A 20,839-nucleotide genomic window follows, 5' to 3' on the forward strand; every position below is an offset into this window, starting at 1 on the left:
CCCCTCTCGCCGCCCCCGCCCGCCACCCCCCCCGCCCCCCCAATCCCCGCCCCCACCTACCCCGCGCGGGTGGGGGGGGGCGCCCGCCGGCCCCCCCCCCCCCCTCTGCTGTGACCGGCGGGAACAGCGGCGCCCCACGAGGTGTTGCGAGCCTGCGTCGTCACCGCGCGTGTCCTGACGGGGCAGCTCGGACAGCAGTTGTTCAAATTGGAACTACCGAGTACCGTCGGGACCCGACCATCACCCCGGTATACGGAGGCCCCGCCCATGCCGCAGCCCGCTCCGACGCAGCCCGGCACCGCCACGGTGCGCTCCCGGGTGCGCATCCCGCTGACCTTCCCGGACGGCTACCGCGCGGAGGCCGAGGTCTTCACCTTCCACGGCCTGGCCGACGGCGCCGAGCACCTGGCGCTCGCCTTCGGCAGCGCGCCGGAGGGCGGGACGCCGCTGGTGCGGCTGCACTCGGAGTGCCTGACCGGTGACGTCTTCGGCTCGGACCGGTGCGACTGCGGGCCGCAGCTGCGCGAGTCGGTGGAGCGGATCGCCGAGGCCGGCGGCTACCTCCTCTACCTGCGGCAGGAGGGCCGGGGCATCGGGCTGTACAACAAGCTGGACGCCTACGCCCTGCAGGACTCCGGGCTCGACACCTATGACGCCAACACCGCGCTCGGCCTGCCCGAGGACGGGCGCGACTACACCGCCGCCGCCCAGATGCTGACGGCGCTCGGCGCCACCGGCATCGACCTGCTGAGCAACAACCCGGACAAGGCGGCCCAGCTGGCCGGCCTGGGCATCACCGTCGAGCGCCGGGTACCGACGGGCGTGCACCTGTCCGCCAGCAACATCCGCTACCTGCGGGCCAAGGTGGAGCGGACCGGCCACTCGATCGAGCTGTCCCGCCTGGTCGGCTGAGCCGGCCGGGCCGCCGCGGGACCAACCCGTTCGTCCACACACCTGATGCCTACGGCCTGCCGCGAGGGCATCCTGGAAGGACGTCCCAGCGCTCCAGGAGGCGTCCATGCCGACGCACCAACGACCGGTCGTGGTGGTAGGGGCCGGACCGTACGGGCTCGCGGCGGCCGCCCACCTGGCGGCGCGGGGTGCGGCCCTGCGGGTGTTCGGGGAGCCGATGGCGGGGTGGCGCGACCACATGCCGGCGGGGATGTTCCTCAAGTCCACCCCGCGCGCCTCGAACATCTCCGCGCCCACCGCCGGACACCGGCTGGCCGACTACCGGGCGGCCCGGGGCCTGCCACCGGTCGGCGACCGCTACCCCGTGCCGATCGCGGAGTTCATCGCGTACGGCGCCTGGTTCCAGCAGGCCCGCGTGCCCGAGGTCGAGCGCTGCTCGGTGCTCGGCATCGAGTACGACCACGGCGTCTTCCGGCTGCGGCTGGACACCGGGGAGGAGGTCCTCGGCCGGGCCGTGGTGCTCGCCACCGGGCTGCGGGCCTTCGCCCACGCCCCCGCCGTGCTGACCGCCGTCCGGCAGGCGGGCCTCGCCTCGCACACCTCGGACCATCCGGACCTGGGCCGCTTCGCCGGCCGCCGGGTCGCGGTGATCGGCGCCGGACAGTCGGCGCTGGAGAGCGCCGCCCTGCTGGCCGAGGCCGGGGCGCGGCCCACGCTGCTGGCGCGGACCGCCCGGCTGCGGTTCGGGGACACGCCCGAGACGGACCTGCCGGGCGAGCGCCCCGCGCCCGTCCGGGCCCGGTACCCGGGCTCCGAACTCGGCCCCGGCTGGCACCTGCTCGGCTACTGCCGGGCTCCCTGGGCGTTCCGCCACCTGCCCGACGACGCCCGGGCCCGCCGGGTGCGGACGGTACTCGGCCCGGCCGGTGCCTGGTGGCTGCGGGAGCGGGTCGAGGACGGCGCGGTGCCGCTGCTCACCGGGTGCTCGGTGGAGTCCGCGCGGGAGCGGGCGGGCACGGTCCGGCTGCGACTGCGACTGCCCGGACGGACCGACGAACTGGAGGCCGACCACGTGCTGGCGGCCACCGGCTACCGGGTGGACGTCGAACGCCTCGGCGTGCTCGACGAGGGCCTGCGGCGGGCGGTGCGGCGCACCCCGGACGGGGCACCGCGGCTGTCCGGCGCCTTCGAATCCTCCGTCCCGGGGCTGTACTTCACCGGATTGTCCGCGGCGAACTCCTTCGGTCCGCTGCTGCGCTTCGTCTGCGGCACGGACTTCGCGGCCCGCCGGATCTCGACCGCGCTCACCGACGGCGCGCGCGACTGACCCGCCCGGGCCCCAGCCACCCGGCCCCCTCCGAGGCCCGCCCGGGCCCACCCATCCGGGGCCCCTCAGCCGCGCGCCGCTCCCCCGGCGCCGGCCGCGCCCGTGATCCGGCGGGCGGCGTACCGGGCGGCCCGGCTGCCGAATCTGGCGGCCTCGGCCAGGGCGGGCAACGGATCGTCCCGGCAGAGCCAGGCCCGCTCGGTGCCCCGGCGCGGCCACAGGTCGGCGGGCGCTCGGCGCTCCTGCCGGGCGGCGGAGGCGGCGGAGAGCAGGTCGAGCTGGCCGAGGCCGTAGCTGCGCCGCAGCTGCGGTCCGCGCGGCACCGGGCGCCCGGTGAGCGAGAGGTGCAGCGCCCGCACCACGTCGACGCCGCCGGAGGTCTCGAAGAGGCGGAACTGCGCACCCGTCCGCGGGTTGAAGTCGACCAGCTTGTACCGGCCGTCGCGCAGGTCGAGCCGCCAGTCGAGATCGGCGATCCCGCAGTAGCCGATCCGCCGGCAGAGCCGCTCGGCCAGCTCGGCCAGCTCGGGGTTGGCGACGGCCCGGGCCCGGGTGGTGACGCCCGCGCCGGGGGGCCAGGAGCGCAGCTTGGCGCCGGTGAAGACGGCGAGCGGCTCGCCGCCCGGGCCGCAGGTCAGGTGGGTGATCCAGTCCTGTGCCTGCTCGGCGGGCAGGTACTCCTGGGCGAGCACCCCGAGCGGCGGGCCGCCGGGGAAGTCGCCGGAGGAGCCGTCGGACGAACCGTCGGACGCGCGGCCGGACGGCCCGGCCGGCGGGCAGCGGGCCAGCAGCTCCGCCTCGGTCCGCACGACGGTGGTGTGGCCCACCACCGGGCGCTGCAGCCGGGTGAAGGAGGCGAGGTTCTTCAGCACCAGCGGATAGCCGAACCGGCGTGCGGCGGCCAGCAGTTCCTCACGGTCGGTGGGCGCGCAGGCGCCCGGGGTGGGGGTGTCGGTGGCGCGGCAGATGTCGTACAGGCCGCCCTTGTCGGCGAGCCGCCGGGGCAGGTCGGGCGGCACCGGCGGCAGCAGCAGGTCCTCGGCGAGCTCCTGCGCGTACTCGGCGAGCAGCACGGCGGCCTCGTCGTCGGTGGCCACCGCCACGGCCCGCCGTCCGGTCCGCCGCCGTACCTCGCGGGCCGCCTCCCGCAGGGCGGCGGCCAGCTCGGCGGGCGGCTCCCGGCCGGTGCTCGGCCCGACCAGCGCCCCGGTCAGGTAGCGGGAGAGGGCGGTGGGTGTCAGCCGGTCCTCGACCATCGCGTAGACCGGGACACCGAGCCGGCCCAGCGTGCGCACCGCGCCGAGGGCGCTGTGCGACTGCGGGTAGCAGCCGATCTTCACCAGGAGTGCGGGGACGGTGCGGTCCGCGCGCAGCGGGTTCCGTGTCATGGCGCTCCCACCTCTCAGTGCTGCCACACCTGGACCCACTGCGCCTGCAGGGCCGCCGAGTCCGTCCCGACGGGCGGCGACTCCAGGTACCCGACGGCGAGGTTGAGCACGACCTCCATGGCGACGTTCGGGATCCGGGAGGGGTCAGTGACCTGGAACCAGGCCTTGCCGTCGACGTACCAGGTGACCGTGGACGGCTCCCAGTCGACGCCGAAGACGTGGAAGTCGGAGGAGAAGTCGGCGGGGCCCCAGTTCTGGCCTACGTGCTGGTCCGAGCCGTCCGGGCCGCGCCAGTGCAGGTTCATGTGGACGTACTGGTCGGTGTTCGGGAACTCGGCGATGTCCACCTCGGGCGGGGTGCCCCGGGTCGCGGCCGGGATCAGCCAGAAGGCGGGGAAGAAGCCGTGCGGGTTCGCCGGGACCTTGATCGAGGCCGCGAAGTAGCCGTAGGTGAAGGTGTGGCGCGGCTGGGCGTTCCACGAGTCGCGGCCGGTGCTCACCATGCCGGAGACCCACGGGTAGGTGCGGCCGTCGCTGCCCGTCACCGTCCGGGGCTGGGCGGTGAGGGTGAGCCGGCCGCCGCCGGCCTTGACCTGGCCCGGCTGGTACCACTGGTCCTCGCCGTTGCCGGCGTTGGTGCAGCCGCCGTCGTTCCAGTCGTAGCAGGTGGTCCACTTCGCCGGGTCGAGGGTGGATCCGGTGAACTCGTCGTGGAACACCAGACGCCACGAGCCGGCCGCCGGAGGCCGGTTCGCGGCGGCCGCCGCCGGTAACCGGGCGCCCGCCGCCGCGTTCGACCCGGCGGCGCCGGGTGTCCCGGGAGTGCCGGAGCAGGCCGCGCCCAGCGCCAGCAGGGTGGCCGCCGCCAGGGCGCCGGCGACCCGCCGGGCGCGGCCCGGTCTCCACGGTCCGCGCCGCGGCGCCGCGTCCTGCGCCGGGCCCGCCGTCCGCACGGGTGGTGCCCCGCCGGGCGGACGGCCGCCCCGGCCCGGCCGGGTGCCGTGCGGCACCAGCGCGAGCAGCGTGGTGACGGCGGCCAGCGCGGCGAGCGCGCGCTCCACCGAGAACACGTCGTACGCCAGCAGTGCGACGGCGGTCAGCGCGGCGAGCGCGGTGCTCAGCGCCACCGCGAGCGAGGCGGCGGCGAGCCGGTCGGGCCCGCCGGCCGTGCGGGCGATCGTCGGCCGGGCCAGCAGGGCCGCCGCTCCCGGGCCCAGCACCAGGAAGCCGCCGGTCAGGGCGATGCGCAGCGGATTGCCGGGGGGCAGCACGGTGGACGCCAGCGCGATCCAGCCGAGCAGGGCGAGCGCCAGGCGGGCGACGGTACGGGGAGGAAGCCTCATCACTGCCCACTCTCGGCGAACGGGCTCTCGACGGCGACCGGGGCGGAGTGCCGGTAGACGGTGGCGTCACCGTCGGTGAACACCGCGCGCAGCGTGGAGGAGGCCGAGGCGGCGTCCCGGACCCGGTCGACGGTGTCGGCGGGCAGGATTCCGGTGAGCTTGCACTCGGCGGCCTGCGCCTTGGTCAGCACCAGGAAGGAGGGGCCGGTGACGGTCGGGTCCCCGAGTGCGGCCTCGACGGCGGAGGCGGGGTCGGCGACCAGGTCCCGGCGGTCCGCGGGCGTGCCCAGGGAGAGCGCCGTCCGGCTGAGCTCGTCGTAGCGCTCCTCGGAGCCGGGCAGGTCGGCGGTGACCGAGACGATCCGCGAGCCCGGTGGGGCGGTGTGCGCGACGTAGCGCAGGGCGGCGACCTCGCCGGGGCTGAAGTTGTTCATGGCCTCCTTGCTGTAGTAGCCGAAGACCAGGCCGCCGAGCAGGCCGAACAGCGCCACCGTGGTCAGCCCCCAGCGCAGCGCGGGCAGCGCCCGGCGCGGGCCCCTCGCCCCGGCGGCCGCGGGGGCGCCCGGGCGTTCGGGGTCGTGGGCGGGCCCGGGAGCGCGCGAGGCCGGGATCAGCACGGTGGCGGCGAGCAGGGCCGCGGCGGGCAGCGCGAACAGGTAGGCGCGGAAGACCATCTCACCGCCGTAGCTGTTGGCGAGCAGCAGCGGGACGGGCGCGATCAGGAGCAGCGGCAGAGTGGTGCGGCGCACCCAGCGGTGGCGCACCACGGCCGTCACCGCCAGCACCAGGACGGCGCCGGTCAGACCGCGGTCGACCCAGGAGGCGAAGACCTGCCCGGGGGCGGGCTGGGCGAGCCGCTGCAGGCCGGGCAGGGCGTTGTTGTCGGGCGAGGCCAGTGCGGCGACCAGGTTGCCGATGTTCTTGGCCAGGTAGGGCCGCGCGACCGTGGCGTCCCAGGCGAAGGTGATGCCGACGGCGCCGACGAGGGCGGGCAGGACCACCCGGCGGTTGCGGCGCGGGAGGGCGAGCATGAGCAGGGCGCTGATCAGCATCAGCGGGGTGAGCTGGTGCGAGCAGACGATGGCCGCCGTCAGGACCAGCACCAGGACGAACGGCAGCGGCCGCCAGCCACCCCGGGGCGGTATGTCGGCCACCCAGGTCATCGCCCGGGCGCCGCGGCCCGGCCCGGCCCGCACGGCGCCCGCGGCCTCCGCACCGGGCGGGGCGTCGGCGGCCGGGGCGGCGGCGCCTGGCGGGGCCTGCGCCACACGGGTGGCCGCCAGCCGGCGGAGCACCAGGGCGATCACCGCGAGGAACAGCAGGTACGAGAAGGCCTGCGGGGAGAAGTAGTCCTGGCCGATCCAGGAGGCGCTGTAGTAGATCCAGATGCCGCCCCAGACCAGCCGCCGGTCCTGGGTGACGGTACGGAAGATCAGCAGCAGCGGGCCGAGCAGCAGGACGTTGGCGAGCACCGGGCACCAGACGGCGTAACCGAGTGCGGAGTGCAGGCCGGTGGCGCGCAGCAGCAGCACGTTGAGCTGGAAGAAGCCGGGCCACTGGTTGTAGATGTCCAGCTCGCCGGCGTTGGGCACCGAGCCGTCGTGGCGCAGCATGGCGTCCACGACCATCACGTGCTTCCAGGCCCAGGCGTAGCGCAGCTCCGGGTAGAGCAGGGTGGGTGTGGCGTGGATGAAGGCGATCAGGGCGAGGACGTAGCCGGCCGCCCAGCGCTGGCGGATCCGCCGGTCGCGCAGGACGGCGACGAAGCCGACCACCAGCAGGGCCAGGCCGGTCCAGTACAGCACCGGCAGGACCTGGATCAGGCCGAGGTCGCCCATGCCGCCGATCCGTACCCGGGGCAGCGCGAGCAGCCACAGGGCCAGCGCCGCGGGCAGCGCCACGCGGGCGAACACGCCGAGCGGTCCGGCCGCCCGCCAGCCGTCGCGCAGCGACCGCGGCAGTGCGCCGGGGCGCCGTCCGCCGGAGGCCGGGGGGCGTCCGCCCCTGGCGGGTTGGGTCCGGGCGAGTTGGTCAACCATTGGAGGGCCTTCCGACCGGACTGCCGACCGCGGTGCGCAGTCGGCGGTAGTTGCGCCAGAGCCGCGTGTAGAGGCTCTCCGGGACGGGCCCGATCCGGGCTCCCCGGCCGGCGATCCAGTCCTCGAAGACGTGGTCGGGGGTGTCGCTGCGGACCATCAGCCGGCAGATCCGCAGCACGGAGTCGGACGCGGAGCTGAACTTGTTCTCGACGGCGGTGGCGGACGTCCAGCCCGCCTCGCGGACCTTGCGCCGGACGGCCGGGCTGGAGTACCCGTGCGGGTAGGCGAACGCCACGACCTCGTGGCCGAGGGCGTCCTCCAGGCGCCGCTTGCACTCGACGATCTCGTCGGTGCAGCGCTGCCCGTAGACGGTGTCCAGCTGGGCGTGGGTGACGGAGTGGCCGCCGATCTCGACGCCCATCGTGTCCAGGTTGCCGATCTGCCGCCAGTTCAGCATGTCCGCCGGGGGGAAGAGACTGCCGGTGGGCGGCCCGCCCGGCGGGTGGACGGCGCCGACGGTGACGTACAGGGTGGCCGGCAGGCCGCGCTCGGCGAGCAGCGGGGCCACCGTCCAGTAGAAGTCGGCGAACCCGTCGTCGAAGGTGAGGACGGCGGCGCGGGGCGGCAGCGGGGGGCCGCCGAGGATCGCGGCCACCAGCCGGCGCAGTGGCACCACGGGCCGGCCGCTGTCGACGATCCGGTCGATCTGGCGGCGGAAGGTCGCGGGGGTCACGGTGTACGGCGCGATCCACGGCGGTGGGTCGTCCGACACCGAGTGGTACAGGAACACCGGTACCTCTCTCATGGCCTGCTCCTCGTGGGGACCGCCGCGACGCCCGGCTCGACGGCCGGGGCCGTGGTGGTGACCGCGGCGTCGGCCCGGGCGAGCCGGCCGGTGGCGTACCCGGCCGCCGCCAGGCAGGCGCCGGCGCCCAGGGCCCCGGCCGCCCGCACCCGGCGCCGGCCCAGCGCGCGGAGCACCGCGGCGGGCAGCGTGCGGCGCACGTAGCGGCGCTCGCTGGAGAGTGCGGACCGGGTGCCCGCGTACCGGGCGACCACGGCCTTGGAGCGGCCCTCGGCGTAACAGCGGGAGCTGAAGTAGCGCCAGGTGGTGCGGGCCCGCGGGACGTGTTGGCGGACGACGGCGGCGGGCTCGTAGCGCAGTTCGCTGCCGGGGTGCCCGGCGGTGAGCCGCAGGCAGAGTTCGGTCTCCTCGCAGCCGAACGGGCTGGTGCCGATCCGGCCGAGGTCGCTGCGGAAGCCTCCGGCGGCGACCACCGCGGCCCGGCGGAAGGACATGTTGGCGCCGATGAAGTTGCGCACCGCGCCGGTGGTCTCCGGGGCGCCGGGGTACGAGCAGCCGACCACCCAGTCGTACTCGGGCGGGAACCAGCCGGGCCGGCCGGTCTCCCACCAGGAGTCGACCCGGCCACCGACGCCGAGCACCCGCGGGTCGCGGTAGCCGGCCAGCAGCCGTTGCGTCCAGTCGGGTTCGGCCACCGCGTCGTCGTCCAGGAAGGCGACCACCTCCCCGCGGGCGAGCGTCACCCCGGTGTTGCGGGCGCCCGAGACGCCCGGCCGCTCGGGGCTCTCGACCAGCCGCAGGCCGGGGCGGTCGGCCAGCCGGGCCGTCAGGGCGGGGCAGTGGTCGACCACGACGACGGTCTCGTCGGGCGGGCGCCGCTGGGCGCGGATCGAGTCGAGGGCGGCGCACAGGTCGTCCCAGCGGTCGAGGGTGTAGCTGCAGACGACGACGGACAGGGTGGGCGCGGGGCCCGGTGCGGTACCCGGCGCGGACTTCGGCACGGTGTTCATCACGATCTCCGATCGGACGACGGCAGCCAGCGCGGCAGGGCGACCAGCAGCGGAAGGGCGAGTGCCGTCGCGGCGAGCAGCCAGGCCAGCCCGACCCCGGCGAGGCCGAGCACGGGCAGCAGTCCGGCGACCAGGGCGATCACCAGGACGGCGTAGACGAGTTGCAGCCCGATCATCCAGCCCAGGGCGCGGCGCACCCGGGCGACGTCGGTGGCCAGGCTCAGGACGACGGTGGGCAGCGCGGAGAGCGCCATCAGCCGCAGCACCGTGGTGCCGTGCTCGGCGTATCCGGGCCCGAACAGGCGCAGCAGCCAGGGGGCGAAGGCCACGATCACGACGACCGCCGCGAGGACGAGCAGACCGGTGTGCCACAGCATGCGGCGGGCGTGCTCGGCGAGCCGCTCCGGCGCCCGGGCGGCCTCGACCACCAGCGAGCTGCCCATGCTGTAGGCGGCCATGTAGAGGCTGTCGGCGATCACCCAGGCGAGCGAGTAGTAGGCGTTCTGCTCCGCGCCGAGCACGGCCAGCACCATGAGCGGTACGACGCTGCACGCGGCGATGCCGGAGATGTTGCCCAGGTAGTCCGCGACGGCGTAGCGCGCCACCCGCGGCAGCTTGGGTGTGTCGGCGCCGGCCGCGCGCTGGTGGTCCGGGATCGCCCGGCGGAACAGCACGACGTTGGTGAGCAGGACGGTGAGCAGCAGGGCGGCCGCCCAGGAGACCAGGATGCCGGTGCCGACGGCGAGCACGGCGCAGACGACCAGCGCGCCCGCCTTCGCCAGGGCGAAGAGCGTGTTCTCGCCGAGGACCCAGCCGGCGCGCCGCAGGCCGGTCAGCGCGCCGTCCTGCAGGACGAAGAGCGAGTAGCCGGCCGTGACCACGACGAAGGAGACCGCCACCACCGGCTCGCGCAGGTACCCCAGGCTCGGGGAGATCCACGGGATCAGGGCCAGGAACAGCACCGCGGCGAGCGCGCTGGCGACGATGCTCGCCACGTAGCAGCGGACCACCAGCCGCCGGGTGTGCTGCCCGGCGCGGGGGAGGAAGCGCACCAGGACGCCGCCGAGGTTGAAGCGGCCGAGCGCGGAGAGCAGTCCGGCGGCGGAGATCGCGGCGTAGCTGAGGCCGACCGTCTCCGCGCTGTACCAGCGGGTGGCGAACAGCCAGAAGATCGCGCCGAGTGCGGCCGCCACCGTCGAACTCGCCAGCAGCAGGTGGCCGTTGTGCAGCAGCGGTTCACCGGACAGCCGGGCCCGGGCGGCCCTGGCCCGGGCCCGCAGCAGCGCCCGGTAGGAGCACTGGCAGGGCAGCGGGCGGGGGCAGGAGCACGGCCTGGCGGGGGTGGTCGAGCGCGTGGTGAGCAACTGCATCACGACCAGTCCTCCGCCCGGAACCGGCGGTCCTGCCGACGGCTGACCAGGTAGCTGTACGGGCCGTTCAGCAGGCCGCGCAGTTCGAGTCGGCCGAGCCGGGCCAGCCCCGGGTCGCCGTTGCTGCTGCTGTTGCCGTCGCCGTTGCTGTTGCTGTTGCCGTCGCCGGTCGGGCCGGCGCCGGCCCGGCGCAGGGCGTACCGGGCGCCGGCCGGGAGCCGGCGCAGCAGATCGGCCAGCAGGCCGGGGCGCTGGGAGACGGCGGCGGTCAGATAGGCGCCGAGGCCGGTGCCGAAGCCCTGGATCTGGGCCTCCAGCTCCGCCATGGTGCGCCGGTGCCGGTGCCAGATCAGGGCCTCCGGCCGGTACGCGAGGGTGTGCCCGGCGACCAGGACGCGCAGGAAGGCGAGCAGGTCCTCGCCGCCGCGGGTCGGCGTGCCCGCGCCGGTCGCCGGGTCGAAGCCGCCGATGCCGCGGATCACGCTGGTCCGGAAGGCCATGTTGGCGCCGGTGCCGAAGCGGCCGGCGGCGAACGGGAAGAGCGGGTCGTGGCCGGCCGCGCGCATCGACCAGTCCCGGGGGGCGAAGCCCTTGCCGAAACCGCAGTACCGCTCGAAGGCCGCCTGGGCCTCGGTGTCGAGTTCGGCGGGCACCACGAGCCCGGTGACGCAGGAGATCCGGGGGTCGGCCCGGAAGGCCGCGGCGAGGGCGGTCACCCAGCCGGGATCGGCCAGCGCGTCGTCGTCGGTGAAGGCCACGAACTCGCCCCGGGCCGCGGACAGCCCGTGGTTGCGGGCCCGGGCCAGGCCGGGAACGGGCTCGCGCAGGTAGTGCAGCCGGCCGGGGGCCAGCGTACGGACCAGCCGTTCGGTGGTGTCGTCCTCGGGGGCGTTGTCGACCACCAGGAACTCGGTGGCCGGGTAGTCGGTGCGCAGCAGCGCGCTCAGGCTGTCGCCGAGCAGGGTGGGCCGCCCCCGGGTGCAGACGATGACGCTGACCAGGGGCGCGGGGGCGGTCGGGGGCGGCGGGGTGACGGCGGGCGGCCCGGCGTCGAGGTGGCGTTCGGCCGCCTCGACCAGCCGCCGGCGCAGCCGCGCGGAGTCCGGGTCGGAGAGGTCCGCACCGTCGGCGCGGTCGGGGTCGGCACCGTCGGGGCCGACCGAGACCAGGCCGAGCGGTCGGCCGGCCCGGCGGACCAGGGCCACGACGGACCCCTCCGGGCGGACCGGGGCCGTGAAGCCGGGCCGCCACGGCCCACCGGGCCGGTCGAGATCGAGTTCCACCACCTGGGCGGGCGCCCGCAGGACGGTGCTCATGACGCACCCCCGGTCCGCAGGCCGCGCTGGCGCCAGACGCTGAGCAGATAGCCGAACGGCCCGACCAGCAGCCCGCGGAACTCGCGGCGCCCCAGTCGCAGCAGGGCGGCCTCGCCCTCGGCCGGGCCGCAGCGGGCCCGGTTGCGGCGCACCCGTTGCCAGCGGCGGATTCCGGTGGGGACGCGCCGCACGAGTGCGGTGAGCACGCCGGGCCGGTGGGAGACGACGGCGGTCAGGTAGGCCCCGAAGCCGACGCCGAAGTTGAAGACCTGCCGGGTCAGCGCGTCGCAGGTGCGCGGGTGGCGGTGCCAGACGATGGCGTCCGGCTGGTAGGCGACGGTGTGCCCGGCGTCGAGCATCTGGAAGAAGGCCAGCAGCTCCTCGCCGCCGCGGGCCGGCGTGCCGGCCCCGGTCGCCGGGTCGAAGCCGCCGATGCCGCGCAGCAGCGCGGTCCGGAAGGCCATGTTCGCCCCGGAGCCGAACCGGCCGACCGAGAACCGCATCAGCGGGTCGTCCGGGCGGTCGCGCAGCGACCAGTCGCGGGCGGCGAAGCCGCGGGAGTAGCCGCCGTACTGTTCGAGGGCGGCCTGGGCCGGGGTGTCGAGCTCGGCGGGCAGCACGAGCCCGGTGACGCAGCCGATCCGGTCGTCCGCGCGGAACGCCCCGGCCAGCGCGTCCACCCAGCCGGTGTCGATGATCAGGTCGTCGTCGGCGAACGCCACCACCTCGCCGTGGACCGCGGACAGGCCGCGGTTGCGGGCCCGGGCCAGGCCCGGCACCGGCTCGCGCAGGTACCGGACGCGGTCCCGGTACCGCGTGGCGACGAGGCGTTCGGTGGCGTCGCTCTGCGGGGCGTTGTCGACCACCAGGACCTCCACGTGCGGATAGCCGGTCCGCAGCAACGAGTCGAGGCAGCTCCGCAGTTGCTCGGTCCGGTTGCGGGTGCAGACCACCACGCTGACCGTGACCGGGCCCGCGGGCACCCGGGCGCGGCCGACCCGACCGGGACGCGCCGCGGGTGTCGCGGTGGACAGGGCGGGAACCGGGAGTTCCCGGTGAGCGGCGTCGACCAGCGCCCGGCGCAGCGCGGCACTGTCGCCTGCTGTTCCGGTGGCCGTGACCAAGCCGAGCGGGTGTCCGTGCAGCCGCACCAACGCCAACACGCGGCCGACCGGGTCGACGGCGCCGAGACCACCGGGCGAGTGCAGCTCGCTCGGATCGTCCAGGTCAAGGTCGACGACGCGGACGGGGGTGTAGAGCGAGTCGCGGGCGGCAGAGCGCGGGCAGGCAGCTGCGGTGCGCCGGTCGGAGCCATTCATCGTCGCTCCTCCGCGGAGGCGGCCGCCGAGGACCGGGCGCCGGGACGCTCGGTGATCAGGGTCCTCAGCACCCGACGGCCGTCGGAGACGGCGTGCAGGTGGGATCGACCGCTGCGGCGGGGGAGTTCCAGGCTCGGCACCTCGGCGATCCGCAGTCCGGAGCGCAGCGCGTGCGCGATCATCTCGGCCTCGATCTCGAAGCCGGAGGAGCGCAGGTCGAGCGCGTCCAGGAAGGAGCGGCGGAAGGCGCAGTAGCCGTAGCACAGGTCGGTGAGGCCTGCGTCGTACAGGCGGTTGACCACGGCGAGCAGGGCGCGGTTGCCGAACGAGCGGACCTTGGTGAGATCCAGCGAGCCGCCGCCGGCGATGCACCGGGAGCCCTTGACGAAGTCGAAGCCGTGGTCGAGGAAGTGGAGGAAGTGCGGGATCTCGCCGGGCCACATGGAGCCGTCGGCGTCCATCATGACGATGTACTCGCCACTCGCGGCGGCGAAGCCGGTGCGCAGCGCGTTGCCCTTGCCGGGCCCGCTCTGCTGGACGCTGCGGACGGTCGGCAGGCAGTGCCGGGCCATCGGGACGGTGGCGTCGTCGGAGGAGCCGTCGACCAGGATGACCTCGTCGACGCAGCGCGGGATCTGCTCGAACACCCAGGGGATGTTGCGGGCCTCGTTCTGGGCCGGGACGACCAGGGTGACGCTGTGACTGCTGGCGACGCCGTCCCCGGCGCGACGCATCGGCCGCCGGGCCGCGGCCCGGTCCTCGGCGCGACGCATCGGCCGTCGGGCGGCGGCCCGGTCCTCGGCGCGGCGCTGCGGCCGGCCGTCGTGGTCCGGGGACGGAACGACGTGGGGGGGCAGGGTGGTGCTCATCGGGGGCGGCCTCTCGGAAGGAGGCGACGGGCGGCGCCGGAACACGGCGCGGCCCCTGGTGTGACGGGGCGGGCCCGGTGCGCGACATCGGCGCGCGGGGGCTGGGCCCCGGGAAGGAAGCCCCGGAGGGGCTGCCGAAACGGTGGAGAGCGGCTGGGGCGACCCGGGTGAGGGGTGCGCCGCCGGCTCTCGGGCGCCGAAGCGCCGGTCCTGCGAACTGGCCGAATGTGCTTCCCGTACCGGAGTACGGGGTGTGCCAGGGCCTCATCGTGCCCAGGTGACCGGCGTCACGTCAAGTAGTTTGTCCGGATTTTGCCATGTTTGACCGGTCAAGCCTTCATCGCCGGGCCCGGCCGGAAGCCACCGCCAGGCCGCCCGGGGCCACCACCGGGTCACCGGCGGGCCACGATCGGTCGCCGATCAGCCGCCGGTCAGCCGCCGACCGGCCGGCCCTCCGGCTCCTCGGCGATCCGGCGGGCGATCTCGGCCGGCCGCACCGGCCGCCCGAAGTGCCAGCCCTGCGCCCAGTCGCAGCCGATCCCGCGCAGCCGCTCGGCGTCCCGGCGGGTCTCCACGCCCTCGGCCGTGACGGTCAGGCCCAGCGCGTGCGCCATCGACACCAGCCCGCTGACGATCCGCCAGCCGGTGGCCGCGTCCTTGGTCGGGTCGTGCAGGTCGCCGACGAAGGAACCGGCGATCTTCAGCCCGGAGACCGGCAGGTCGCGCAGGTAGGCGAGGTTGGACCAGCCGGTGCCGAAGTCGTCCACGGCGAGCGAGACGCCCTGGTCGACCAGCCCGTGCAGGGTGCGCAGCGCCTCGTCCTCCGGACCGACCACGGTGGACTCGGTGATCTCCAGCTGGAGCCGGGCCGGGTCCAGGCCGGTGGAGTCGAGGATCCGGCCGAGGTCGGTCACCAGGGCGGCGCTGCGGGCCTGACGGACCGCCAGATTGACGTTCAGCTGCGGCGCGTCGTCGCCGAACCGCTTGATCCAGTCGGCCGCCTGACCGCAGGCCTGCTCCAGCACCCAGCGACCCAGCGGCATGATCAGGCCGGTCTCCTCGGCGGTGGTGACGAACTCGTCCGGGCCCAGCACGCCGAGCTGCGGGTGGCGCCAGCGCACCAGCGCCTCGACGGCGGCGAGCCGGCCGTCGGCCAGCGCGTACAGCGGCTGGTAGTCGATGAAGAACTCGCCGCGGTCGAGGGCGGCCGGCATCCGGACCGAGACCGCGTACCGGCTGACCGCGCGGGCGTTCTCCTTGGGGTCGAAGAGCGTCCAGCGGCCGCGACCGGCCTCCTTGGCCCGGTACAGCGTCAGGTCGGCGGCGCGGACGGCGGCCCCCGGCGTGGTGGTCGAGACCCGCCGTTCCAGCACGCCCACGCTGGCGCCGACGGCGAGCTTGTGATCCCCGATCAGGACGGGCCCGGCGAGCGCCTTCAGCACGGTCTTGGCGGCGGCGACGGCCTCCTGCTCGCCCCGGCAGTTCTCCAGCAGCACGACGAACTCGTCGCCGCCGAGGCGGGCGACGAGGTGGCCGAGCGGGGTGAGGGCGGCCTTCAGCCGGGCGGCGACGGCGGCCAGCAGCTGGTCGCCGGTGTCGTGGCCGAGGCTGTCGTTGACCACCTTGAAGCCGTCGAGGTCGACGTAGCAGAGGCCGAACCGGGCGCCCGGGTCCGGCTCCTCGAAGAGCTTCTCCAAGCGCTCGAAGAACGCGGCCCGGTTGGGCAGTCCGGTCAGCGGGTCGTGGGTGGCCTGGTGGCGCAGCCGCTCCTGGAGCCGGTAGCGGTCGGTGATGTCCTCCAGCATCGCCACCTGGTACTGCGGGCGGCCGTCGTCGTCGCGGATCAGCGAGACCGTGAGGTGGGTCCAGACCACCTCGCCGTCGTGCCGGTAGTACGGCTTGTCGAACTGGAAGTAGTCCCGCTTGCCGCTGATCAGCTCCTCGTAAGCCTCCCAGACGCCGGGGGTGTCCTCGGGGTGGACGAGGTCGCCGACCCGCCGGCCCCGCATGTCCTCCGGGGCGGCCCCGAACAGCTCCTGGAGCGCCTTGTTGACGGCGAGGATGTTGCCCTCGGTGTCGCCGATGCCGATGCCGATCGCCGCGCTCTCGAACAGTGCGCGGAACCGGGCCTCGGAGGCGCGCAGCGCCCGCTCGGCCTCCCGGCGGGCGGCGTCGGCGGCGGTGCGGATGGCCTCCTGCTCGCGCAGGGTCCGCTCGCGCAGGGCGGCCGCCCAGCCGGCCGCGAAGGCACCGCAGAGCGCGGGCCCGCGGTCGTCGGCGGCGGGCTGCTCCTGGAGCAGCTCGACGGCCCGGGCCAGCACCACCGGATCGGTGAAGTGCGCGTCGACGAGCTCGGAGCCGGCCTGGGCGGCCAGCCGCGGCTCGAACGGCTCGCCCAGCTGGGCGCGGTGGAGCAGCGCGGCGGTCCGGGAGATCAGCCTGCCGAGCTGGCCGGGGTGGACCGCCGTGCCGTGGTCGCCGGAGAGCAGCCGCGCCCAGTCCTCGTGGAACCGTTCGGCGGTGCCCGGTACCGGCGCTTCGTTCACGGGCGGAACCCCACGCCCGCCATCCCGGTCATCCGCTCGGGATTGCGGCCGACCGCCTCGGGCTGGTCGGGGCGCCACTGGGGCAGGTAGACCACGCCGGGCTCGACCAGCTCGAAGCCGGCGAACATCGCGGTGATCTGCTCGCGGGTGCGCATGGTCAGCGGGGTGGGCGTCATCCGGTACAGCTTCTGGTGGTCCTCGGCCTGGTCGGGGCGGCCCTCCAGGGAGGCGTGCGAGAGGATCAGCGCACTGCCCGGCGGGAGTGCCTCGCGCAGCACCGCGAGCAGCTTCCACGGGTCCTCGGAGTCGCTGACGAAGTGCATGACGGCGACCAGCAGCACGGCCACCGGCTCGCCGGACGCGAGCAGCGCGGTCACCTCGGGGCGGCCGAGCAGGTCGTCGACGTCGCGGACATCGGCCTGGACGACGGAGCAGCCCTCGTCGTCGGCGAGCAGCAGCCGGCTGTGCGCGACGGCGACCGGGTCGCGGTCGACGTAGACCACCTCGGCCTCGGGGCGGATCGCCCGGGCGATCTCGTGCACGGTGCCGAAGGTCGGGATGCCGGAGCCGATGTCCAGGAAGCGGGTGATGCCCTGCTCGGCGGCGAACTGCACCGCGCGGCGCAGGAAGGCCCGGTTGGAGCGCATGATCTGGGGCAGCTCCGGCCAGAGCGCGATGGCCTGGCGGGCCATCTCACGGTCCACCTCGAAGTTGTGCGAACCGCCGAGGTAGTAGTCGTAGACCCGCGCGGCGTTCGGTTTGTCCAGGTCCGTGCCCTCCGGTACCCAGTTCGGTCGCCGCATCCTCGGGACTCCTTCGCTCCGGTTCCGGTAAACCAGCAGCCCGGAGGGACAGCTGGTTCTGATGAGACTACAAGCACAAAAGATCCTCCTCTGCACGCCGAACGCGTGCAAGCGGAATCGCCTCGTCCTGCCGACCGCGCACCGCGGCCGGAGAATGGATCCGATGGCCGGACGCATCGAGGACTACGCCCTGATCGGCGACCTGCAGACCGCCGCCCTGGTCGGGCGGGACGGGTCGGTCGACTGGCTCTGCCTGCCCCGGTTCGACTCCCCCAGCTGCTTCGCCGGCCTGCTCGGCGACCGGCAGCACGGCGCCTGGCGGCTCGCCCCCGCCGGCGCCGCACAGTGCTCCACCCGCCGCTACCGGGACGACAGCCTGGTCCTGGAGAGCGAGTGGCGCACCGCCGAGGGCACCGTACGGGTGACCGACTTCATGCCCCAGCGCGGCCGGGGCGGGCAGCGCTCCCCCCAGCTGATCCGAATCGTCGAAGGCGTCGAGGGCAGCGTCCGGGTCCGCGGCGAGCTGCGGCTGCGGTTCAACTACGGCCGGATCGAGCCGTGGGTCCGCCGCACCGGCCGGCACCGGGTCGCCGTCGCCGGGCCCGACTCCGCCTGGCTGAGGGTGCCGCCCGAGGTCCACACCTACGGGGTGGACGGCGTCACCGTCTCCGACTTCACCGTCACGGCCGGCACCCGCGTCCCCTTCGTCCTCACCTGGCAGCCCTCCCACCTGCCCACCTCCCCGCGCACCGACCCCGAGGAGGCCCTGCTCGCCACCCTGCGCGACTGGCGGCTCTGGGCGGCCGGCTGCCGCTACCGCGGCGAGTGGCGGGAGGCCGTGCTGCGCTCGCTGCTCACCCTCAAGGCGCTCGCCTACGCGCCCACCGGCGGGATCGTCGCCGCGCCCACCGCCTCGCTGCCCGAACGGATCGGCGGCACCCGCAACTGGGACTACCGCTTCTGCTGGCTGCGCGACTCCTCGATGACCCTCTCCGCCCTGCTCCGCGGCGGCTTCCGCGAGGAGGCCGCCGCCTGGCGCCGGTGGCTGCTGCGCGCCATCGCCGGCGACCCGGGCGACCTGCAGACCGTCTACGGCGTCGCCGGTGAGCGCGTCCTCGGCGAGACCTCCGCCGACTGGCTGCCCGGCTACGAGGGCTCCCGGCCGGTCCGGTTCGGCAACGCCGCCGTCGACCAGCTCCAACTCGACGTCTACGGCGAGGTGGTGGACACCCTGCACCTGGCGCTGCTGGCCGGCCTGCCGATGGAGCGCCACGTCTGGACCCTGCTGCGGACCCTGATGGAGTACCTGGAGGCGCACTGGCGCGATCCCGACGAGGGCCTCTGGGAGGTGCGCGGCGAGCGGCGCCACTTCGTCCACTCCAAGGTGATGTCCTGGGTCGCCGCCGACCGCGCGGTGCGCATGGCCGAGGCCACCGGGCTGCCCGCGCCGGTCGCCCGCTGGCGGGCGATGCGGGACGCCGTGCACGCCGACGTCTGCGTGAACGGGTACGACCGGCGGCGCGGCGTCTTCGTCCAGCACTACGGCGGGCAGGGGCTGGACGCCGCCACGCTGTTCGTCGTCAAGAGCGGCTTCCTGCCGCCCGACGACCCGCGCGTGATCCGCACCGTGGACGCCGTCCGGGACGGCCTGGACCACGGCGGCCTCGTCCTGCGCTACCGGGCGCACCGGCACACCGACGGGCTACCCGGTGGCGAGGGCGCCTTCCTGGCCTGCTCGTTCTGGCTCGCCGACGCGCTCGCCGCCACCGGCCGGCCGGCCGAGGCCCGCGAGCTGTTCGCCCGGGTGGTCGGACTCGCCAACGACCTCGGCCTGCTCTCCGAACAGTGGGACCCGCGCGCCCGCCGCCAACTCGGCAACACCCCGCAGGCGTTCACCCACGTCGCACTGGTCAACACCGCCTTCACCCTGACCGAAGCGCCGTAAGGCCACCGGGGCCGGGCGGCAGGCCCTACAGTGCGGCCGTGGACCTCAACCACTACCGGTTCCGTGGCGGGTGGCGGCTGGCCGCGCCGCCGGCCGCCGTGTACGCCGCGCTGCAGGACGTCCCGGGCTACCCGCTCTGGTGGCCCGAGATCCGCTCGGTGCGGCAGTTCGGCCCGGACGACGGCGAGGTGGTGGTGCGGGCGCTGCTGCCGTACCGGCTGGTGATCGCGCTGGCCGCGGTGCGGCGCGACCCGTCGGCCGGCGTGCTGGAGGTCGCGATGCGGGGCGATCTGGTCGGCTGGTCCCGCTGGACGGTCGAGGCGGACGGCGCCGGCACCCGCGTCCGGTTCGAGGAGGACGCCCGCCCCGGCCGGCCCCTGCTCCGGCGCCTCGCCCTGCCCCTGCACCCGGTGTTCCGCGCCAACCACGCGGTGATGATGTACCGCGGCCGCCGGGGCCTGGCCGCCCACCTCGCCGCCCCGCACGACCGGGCCGTGACCAGCGGCGACTCCCCGAACCGGCCGGCCGGGTGATCGCCCCGGGTGAACCGGCGGGATCGGACGGCCCGTTGAACGGGGCGGGGCGCACCGGGCGCCCCGTGAACCTCGGGAGTTCCCATGCGCACGACGAAGCGCACCGCTCAGAACGCGGGCCTGGCCCTCGCCGGCGGCCTGGCCCTCACCGCCTGCCTCGCCACCCTCACCGGCGGCACCGCCGCCCAGGCCTCGCAGACCTCGGTGCCGCGGGCCGGGGCGACCGCCACCAGCTATCCGACGCTCGCCCCCGCCTTCACCCTGTGCTCGCGCGGCAGCTACTCGTCCTACGCGGTGTTCCCCAAGCGCAGCAACCTGCGGACGGCGACCGCCAGGCCGGGAACGTGCATCAGCCAGTCCCTGAAGGGCGGGACGAGCGAGCAGGTCGTGCTGTACGGCATCCGCCCCGACGGCAGCTCGTTCAAGATCGCCAGCGACTCCTTCGACACCGCCGAGGGCGAGCGCGTCAACACGCTCAACACCCCCGACGACAACGACTGGGAGACCTTCTAACCGGTCCGCGCGGGCCGGTCCGCCCGGCCGAACAGCCAGCCGCGCAGCAGGCGCGTCACCACCGGGAGGGCCGCGTAGGTCATCAGCGCGCTGATCAGCGGCGCGGTGACCAGGGCCCGGACCGCCACCGGCAGGCCCGCCAGGTGCGGGGTGAGCAGCAGGCCCGAGGTGACGGTGAGCGGCGCGATCGCCACCGTGGAGGCGACCGCCATCTTCCAGCGCACCGGCGGGCGGCCCTTCGCCGCCGCCCTGGTGGTGGCGAACCAGCCCTCCATGCCGAGGATCTCGTGCCGGTGCACCTCGTGGTGGTGCCCGTCCGCCGCGGCGAAGCAGGCCGCCCGGGCCGGTGAGTCCTGCCAGGAGCGGAACGCCGCGCCGTCGCGGAAGTGCAGCAGCAGGTGCCAGGGGTCGTCCGGCCCGGCCGGGCGCAGCAGTCCGGTGCCGAGGTTGCCCTCGTGCCCGGCGGCCGCGGCGAGGATGCCCTTCGCCCAGCGCTCGAACGCCTCCTCGTGGCCGGGCTCGACCCGCCGGGCGACGAACAGCGTGACCTCGTCGTCCGGCCCGCCCCCGGCCGCCGGGCCCGGCCGCGCCGCCGTGTCGGTCCGTTCGCGCAGTCCCATGAGTGCCGCCCTTCCCCGTGTCCCGTGCGTGCCCGCGCGTCCCCGGTCGCGGCCGTCCCGCAGCGTACGACCCCGCCGGGCGTCCGCGCCCGTGCCGACCGCGCCTCGGGACGCGGACGGGGGGAGCCGGGGCCGCGGGCACCGCCGGCCGGGGCCCCGGCCGGCGGTGCCCGCGGCCCCG

General features: G+C 75.4%; 17 protein-coding genes. 5 read left to right on the forward strand and 12 right to left on the reverse strand.

The window, feature by feature from the left end; genetic code table 11:
• Positions 1 to 267 precede the first annotated feature (267 nt).
• Positions 268 to 912: a GTP cyclohydrolase II gene (ribA, locus tag ACFVYI_RS40300; protein WP_387894778.1), complete on the forward strand. Its 645-nt coding sequence runs from the start codon at positions 268 to 270 to the stop codon at positions 910 to 912.
• A 106-nt stretch (positions 913 to 1,018) separates the two neighbouring features.
• A complete protein-coding gene (locus ACFVYI_RS40305; protein WP_387894780.1) occupies positions 1,019 to 2,239 on the forward strand; it encodes an FAD-dependent oxidoreductase in 1,221 nt (406 codons plus the stop codon).
• A 65-nt stretch (positions 2,240 to 2,304) separates the two neighbouring features.
• Here the strand turns inward: ACFVYI_RS40305 and ACFVYI_RS40310 are convergent, their stop codons facing one another.
• From ACFVYI_RS40310 to ACFVYI_RS40360, 11 genes are all read right to left on the reverse strand, one after another.
• Positions 2,305 to 3,627, reverse strand: coding sequence for an ATP-grasp domain-containing protein (locus ACFVYI_RS40310; protein WP_387894782.1), 1,323 nt, complete (start codon positions 3,625 to 3,627; stop codon positions 2,305 to 2,307).
• Between the two features lie 14 nt (positions 3,628 to 3,641).
• Positions 3,642 to 4,970, reverse strand: a complete 1,329-nt coding sequence (locus tag ACFVYI_RS40315; protein WP_387894784.1) for a family 16 glycosylhydrolase — start codon at positions 4,968 to 4,970, stop codon at positions 3,642 to 3,644.
• A complete protein-coding gene (locus ACFVYI_RS40320) occupies positions 4,970 to 7,009 on the reverse strand; it encodes a glycosyltransferase (protein ID WP_387894786.1) in 2,040 nt (679 codons plus the stop codon). Before ACFVYI_RS40320 ends, ACFVYI_RS40315 begins: the two co-directional genes overlap by 1 nt.
• Positions 7,002 to 7,814: a polysaccharide deacetylase family protein gene (locus ACFVYI_RS40325; protein WP_387894788.1), complete on the reverse strand. Its 813-nt coding sequence runs from the start codon at positions 7,812 to 7,814 to the stop codon at positions 7,002 to 7,004. Before ACFVYI_RS40325 ends, ACFVYI_RS40320 begins: the two co-directional genes overlap by 8 nt.
• Positions 7,811 to 8,824, reverse strand: coding sequence for a glycosyltransferase family 2 protein (locus ACFVYI_RS40330; protein ID WP_387894789.1), 1,014 nt, complete (start codon positions 8,822 to 8,824; stop codon positions 7,811 to 7,813). Before ACFVYI_RS40330 ends, ACFVYI_RS40325 begins: the two co-directional genes overlap by 4 nt.
• Positions 8,824 to 10,194, reverse strand: a complete 1,371-nt coding sequence (locus ACFVYI_RS40335; RefSeq protein WP_387894790.1) for a lipopolysaccharide biosynthesis protein — start codon at positions 10,192 to 10,194, stop codon at positions 8,824 to 8,826. The genes ACFVYI_RS40330 and ACFVYI_RS40335 overlap by 1 nt, the downstream gene beginning before the upstream one ends.
• On the reverse strand, positions 10,194 to 11,510 hold the full coding sequence (locus ACFVYI_RS40340; RefSeq protein ID WP_387894792.1) for a glycosyltransferase family 2 protein: 1,317 nt from the start codon (positions 11,508 to 11,510) through the stop codon (positions 10,194 to 10,196). Before ACFVYI_RS40340 ends, ACFVYI_RS40335 begins: the two co-directional genes overlap by 1 nt.
• Positions 11,507 to 12,829 (reverse strand): glycosyltransferase family 2 protein, encoded by a 1,323-nt coding sequence (locus ACFVYI_RS40345; RefSeq protein ID WP_387894793.1) that lies wholly within the window; start codon positions 12,827 to 12,829, stop codon positions 11,507 to 11,509. Before ACFVYI_RS40345 ends, ACFVYI_RS40340 begins: the two co-directional genes overlap by 4 nt.
• Positions 12,826 to 13,698 (reverse strand): glycosyltransferase family 2 protein, encoded by an 873-nt coding sequence (locus tag ACFVYI_RS40350; RefSeq protein ID WP_387894795.1) that lies wholly within the window; start codon positions 13,696 to 13,698, stop codon positions 12,826 to 12,828. The genes ACFVYI_RS40345 and ACFVYI_RS40350 overlap by 4 nt, the downstream gene beginning before the upstream one ends.
• 431 nt (positions 13,699 to 14,129) lie before the next feature.
• Entirely contained in the window at positions 14,130 to 16,244 is a 2,115-nt protein-coding gene (locus ACFVYI_RS40355) for a putative bifunctional diguanylate cyclase/phosphodiesterase (RefSeq protein ID WP_387894796.1), read from the reverse strand.
• Positions 16,241 to 17,047 carry an SAM-dependent methyltransferase gene (locus tag ACFVYI_RS40360; RefSeq protein WP_387894797.1) on the reverse strand — a complete coding sequence of 269 codons (807 nt, stop codon included), beginning with the start codon at positions 17,045 to 17,047 and terminating at the stop codon, positions 16,241 to 16,243. Before ACFVYI_RS40360 ends, ACFVYI_RS40355 begins: the two co-directional genes overlap by 4 nt.
• Before the next feature lie 163 nt (positions 17,048 to 17,210).
• Between ACFVYI_RS40360 and ACFVYI_RS40365 the strand changes: the two genes are divergently transcribed.
• From ACFVYI_RS40365 to ACFVYI_RS40375, 3 genes are all read left to right on the forward strand, one after another.
• Positions 17,211 to 18,992 carry a glycoside hydrolase family 15 protein gene (locus ACFVYI_RS40365; protein ID WP_387894799.1) on the forward strand — a complete coding sequence of 594 codons (1,782 nt, stop codon included), beginning with the start codon at positions 17,211 to 17,213 and terminating at the stop codon, positions 18,990 to 18,992.
• Positions 18,993 to 19,030: 38 nt separating this feature from the next.
• On the forward strand, positions 19,031 to 19,525 hold the full coding sequence (locus ACFVYI_RS40370) for an SRPBCC family protein (protein WP_387894800.1): 495 nt from the start codon (positions 19,031 to 19,033) through the stop codon (positions 19,523 to 19,525).
• An 84-nt stretch (positions 19,526 to 19,609) separates the two neighbouring features.
• On the forward strand, positions 19,610 to 20,038 hold the full coding sequence (locus ACFVYI_RS40375; protein ID WP_387894802.1) for a hypothetical protein: 429 nt from the start codon (positions 19,610 to 19,612) through the stop codon (positions 20,036 to 20,038).
• Here the strand turns inward: ACFVYI_RS40375 and ACFVYI_RS40380 are convergent.
• Positions 20,035 to 20,658: an antibiotic biosynthesis monooxygenase gene (locus ACFVYI_RS40380; RefSeq protein WP_387894803.1), complete on the reverse strand. Its 624-nt coding sequence runs from the start codon at positions 20,656 to 20,658 to the stop codon at positions 20,035 to 20,037. The two genes, ACFVYI_RS40375 and ACFVYI_RS40380, sit on opposite strands and share 4 nt — an antisense overlap.
• Between the last annotated feature and the right edge of the window lie 181 nt (positions 20,659 to 20,839).

The organism is Kitasatospora sp. NPDC058218 (assembly GCF_042882445.1).
Lineage (GTDB): Bacteria > Actinomycetota > Actinomycetes > Streptomycetales > Streptomycetaceae > Kitasatospora.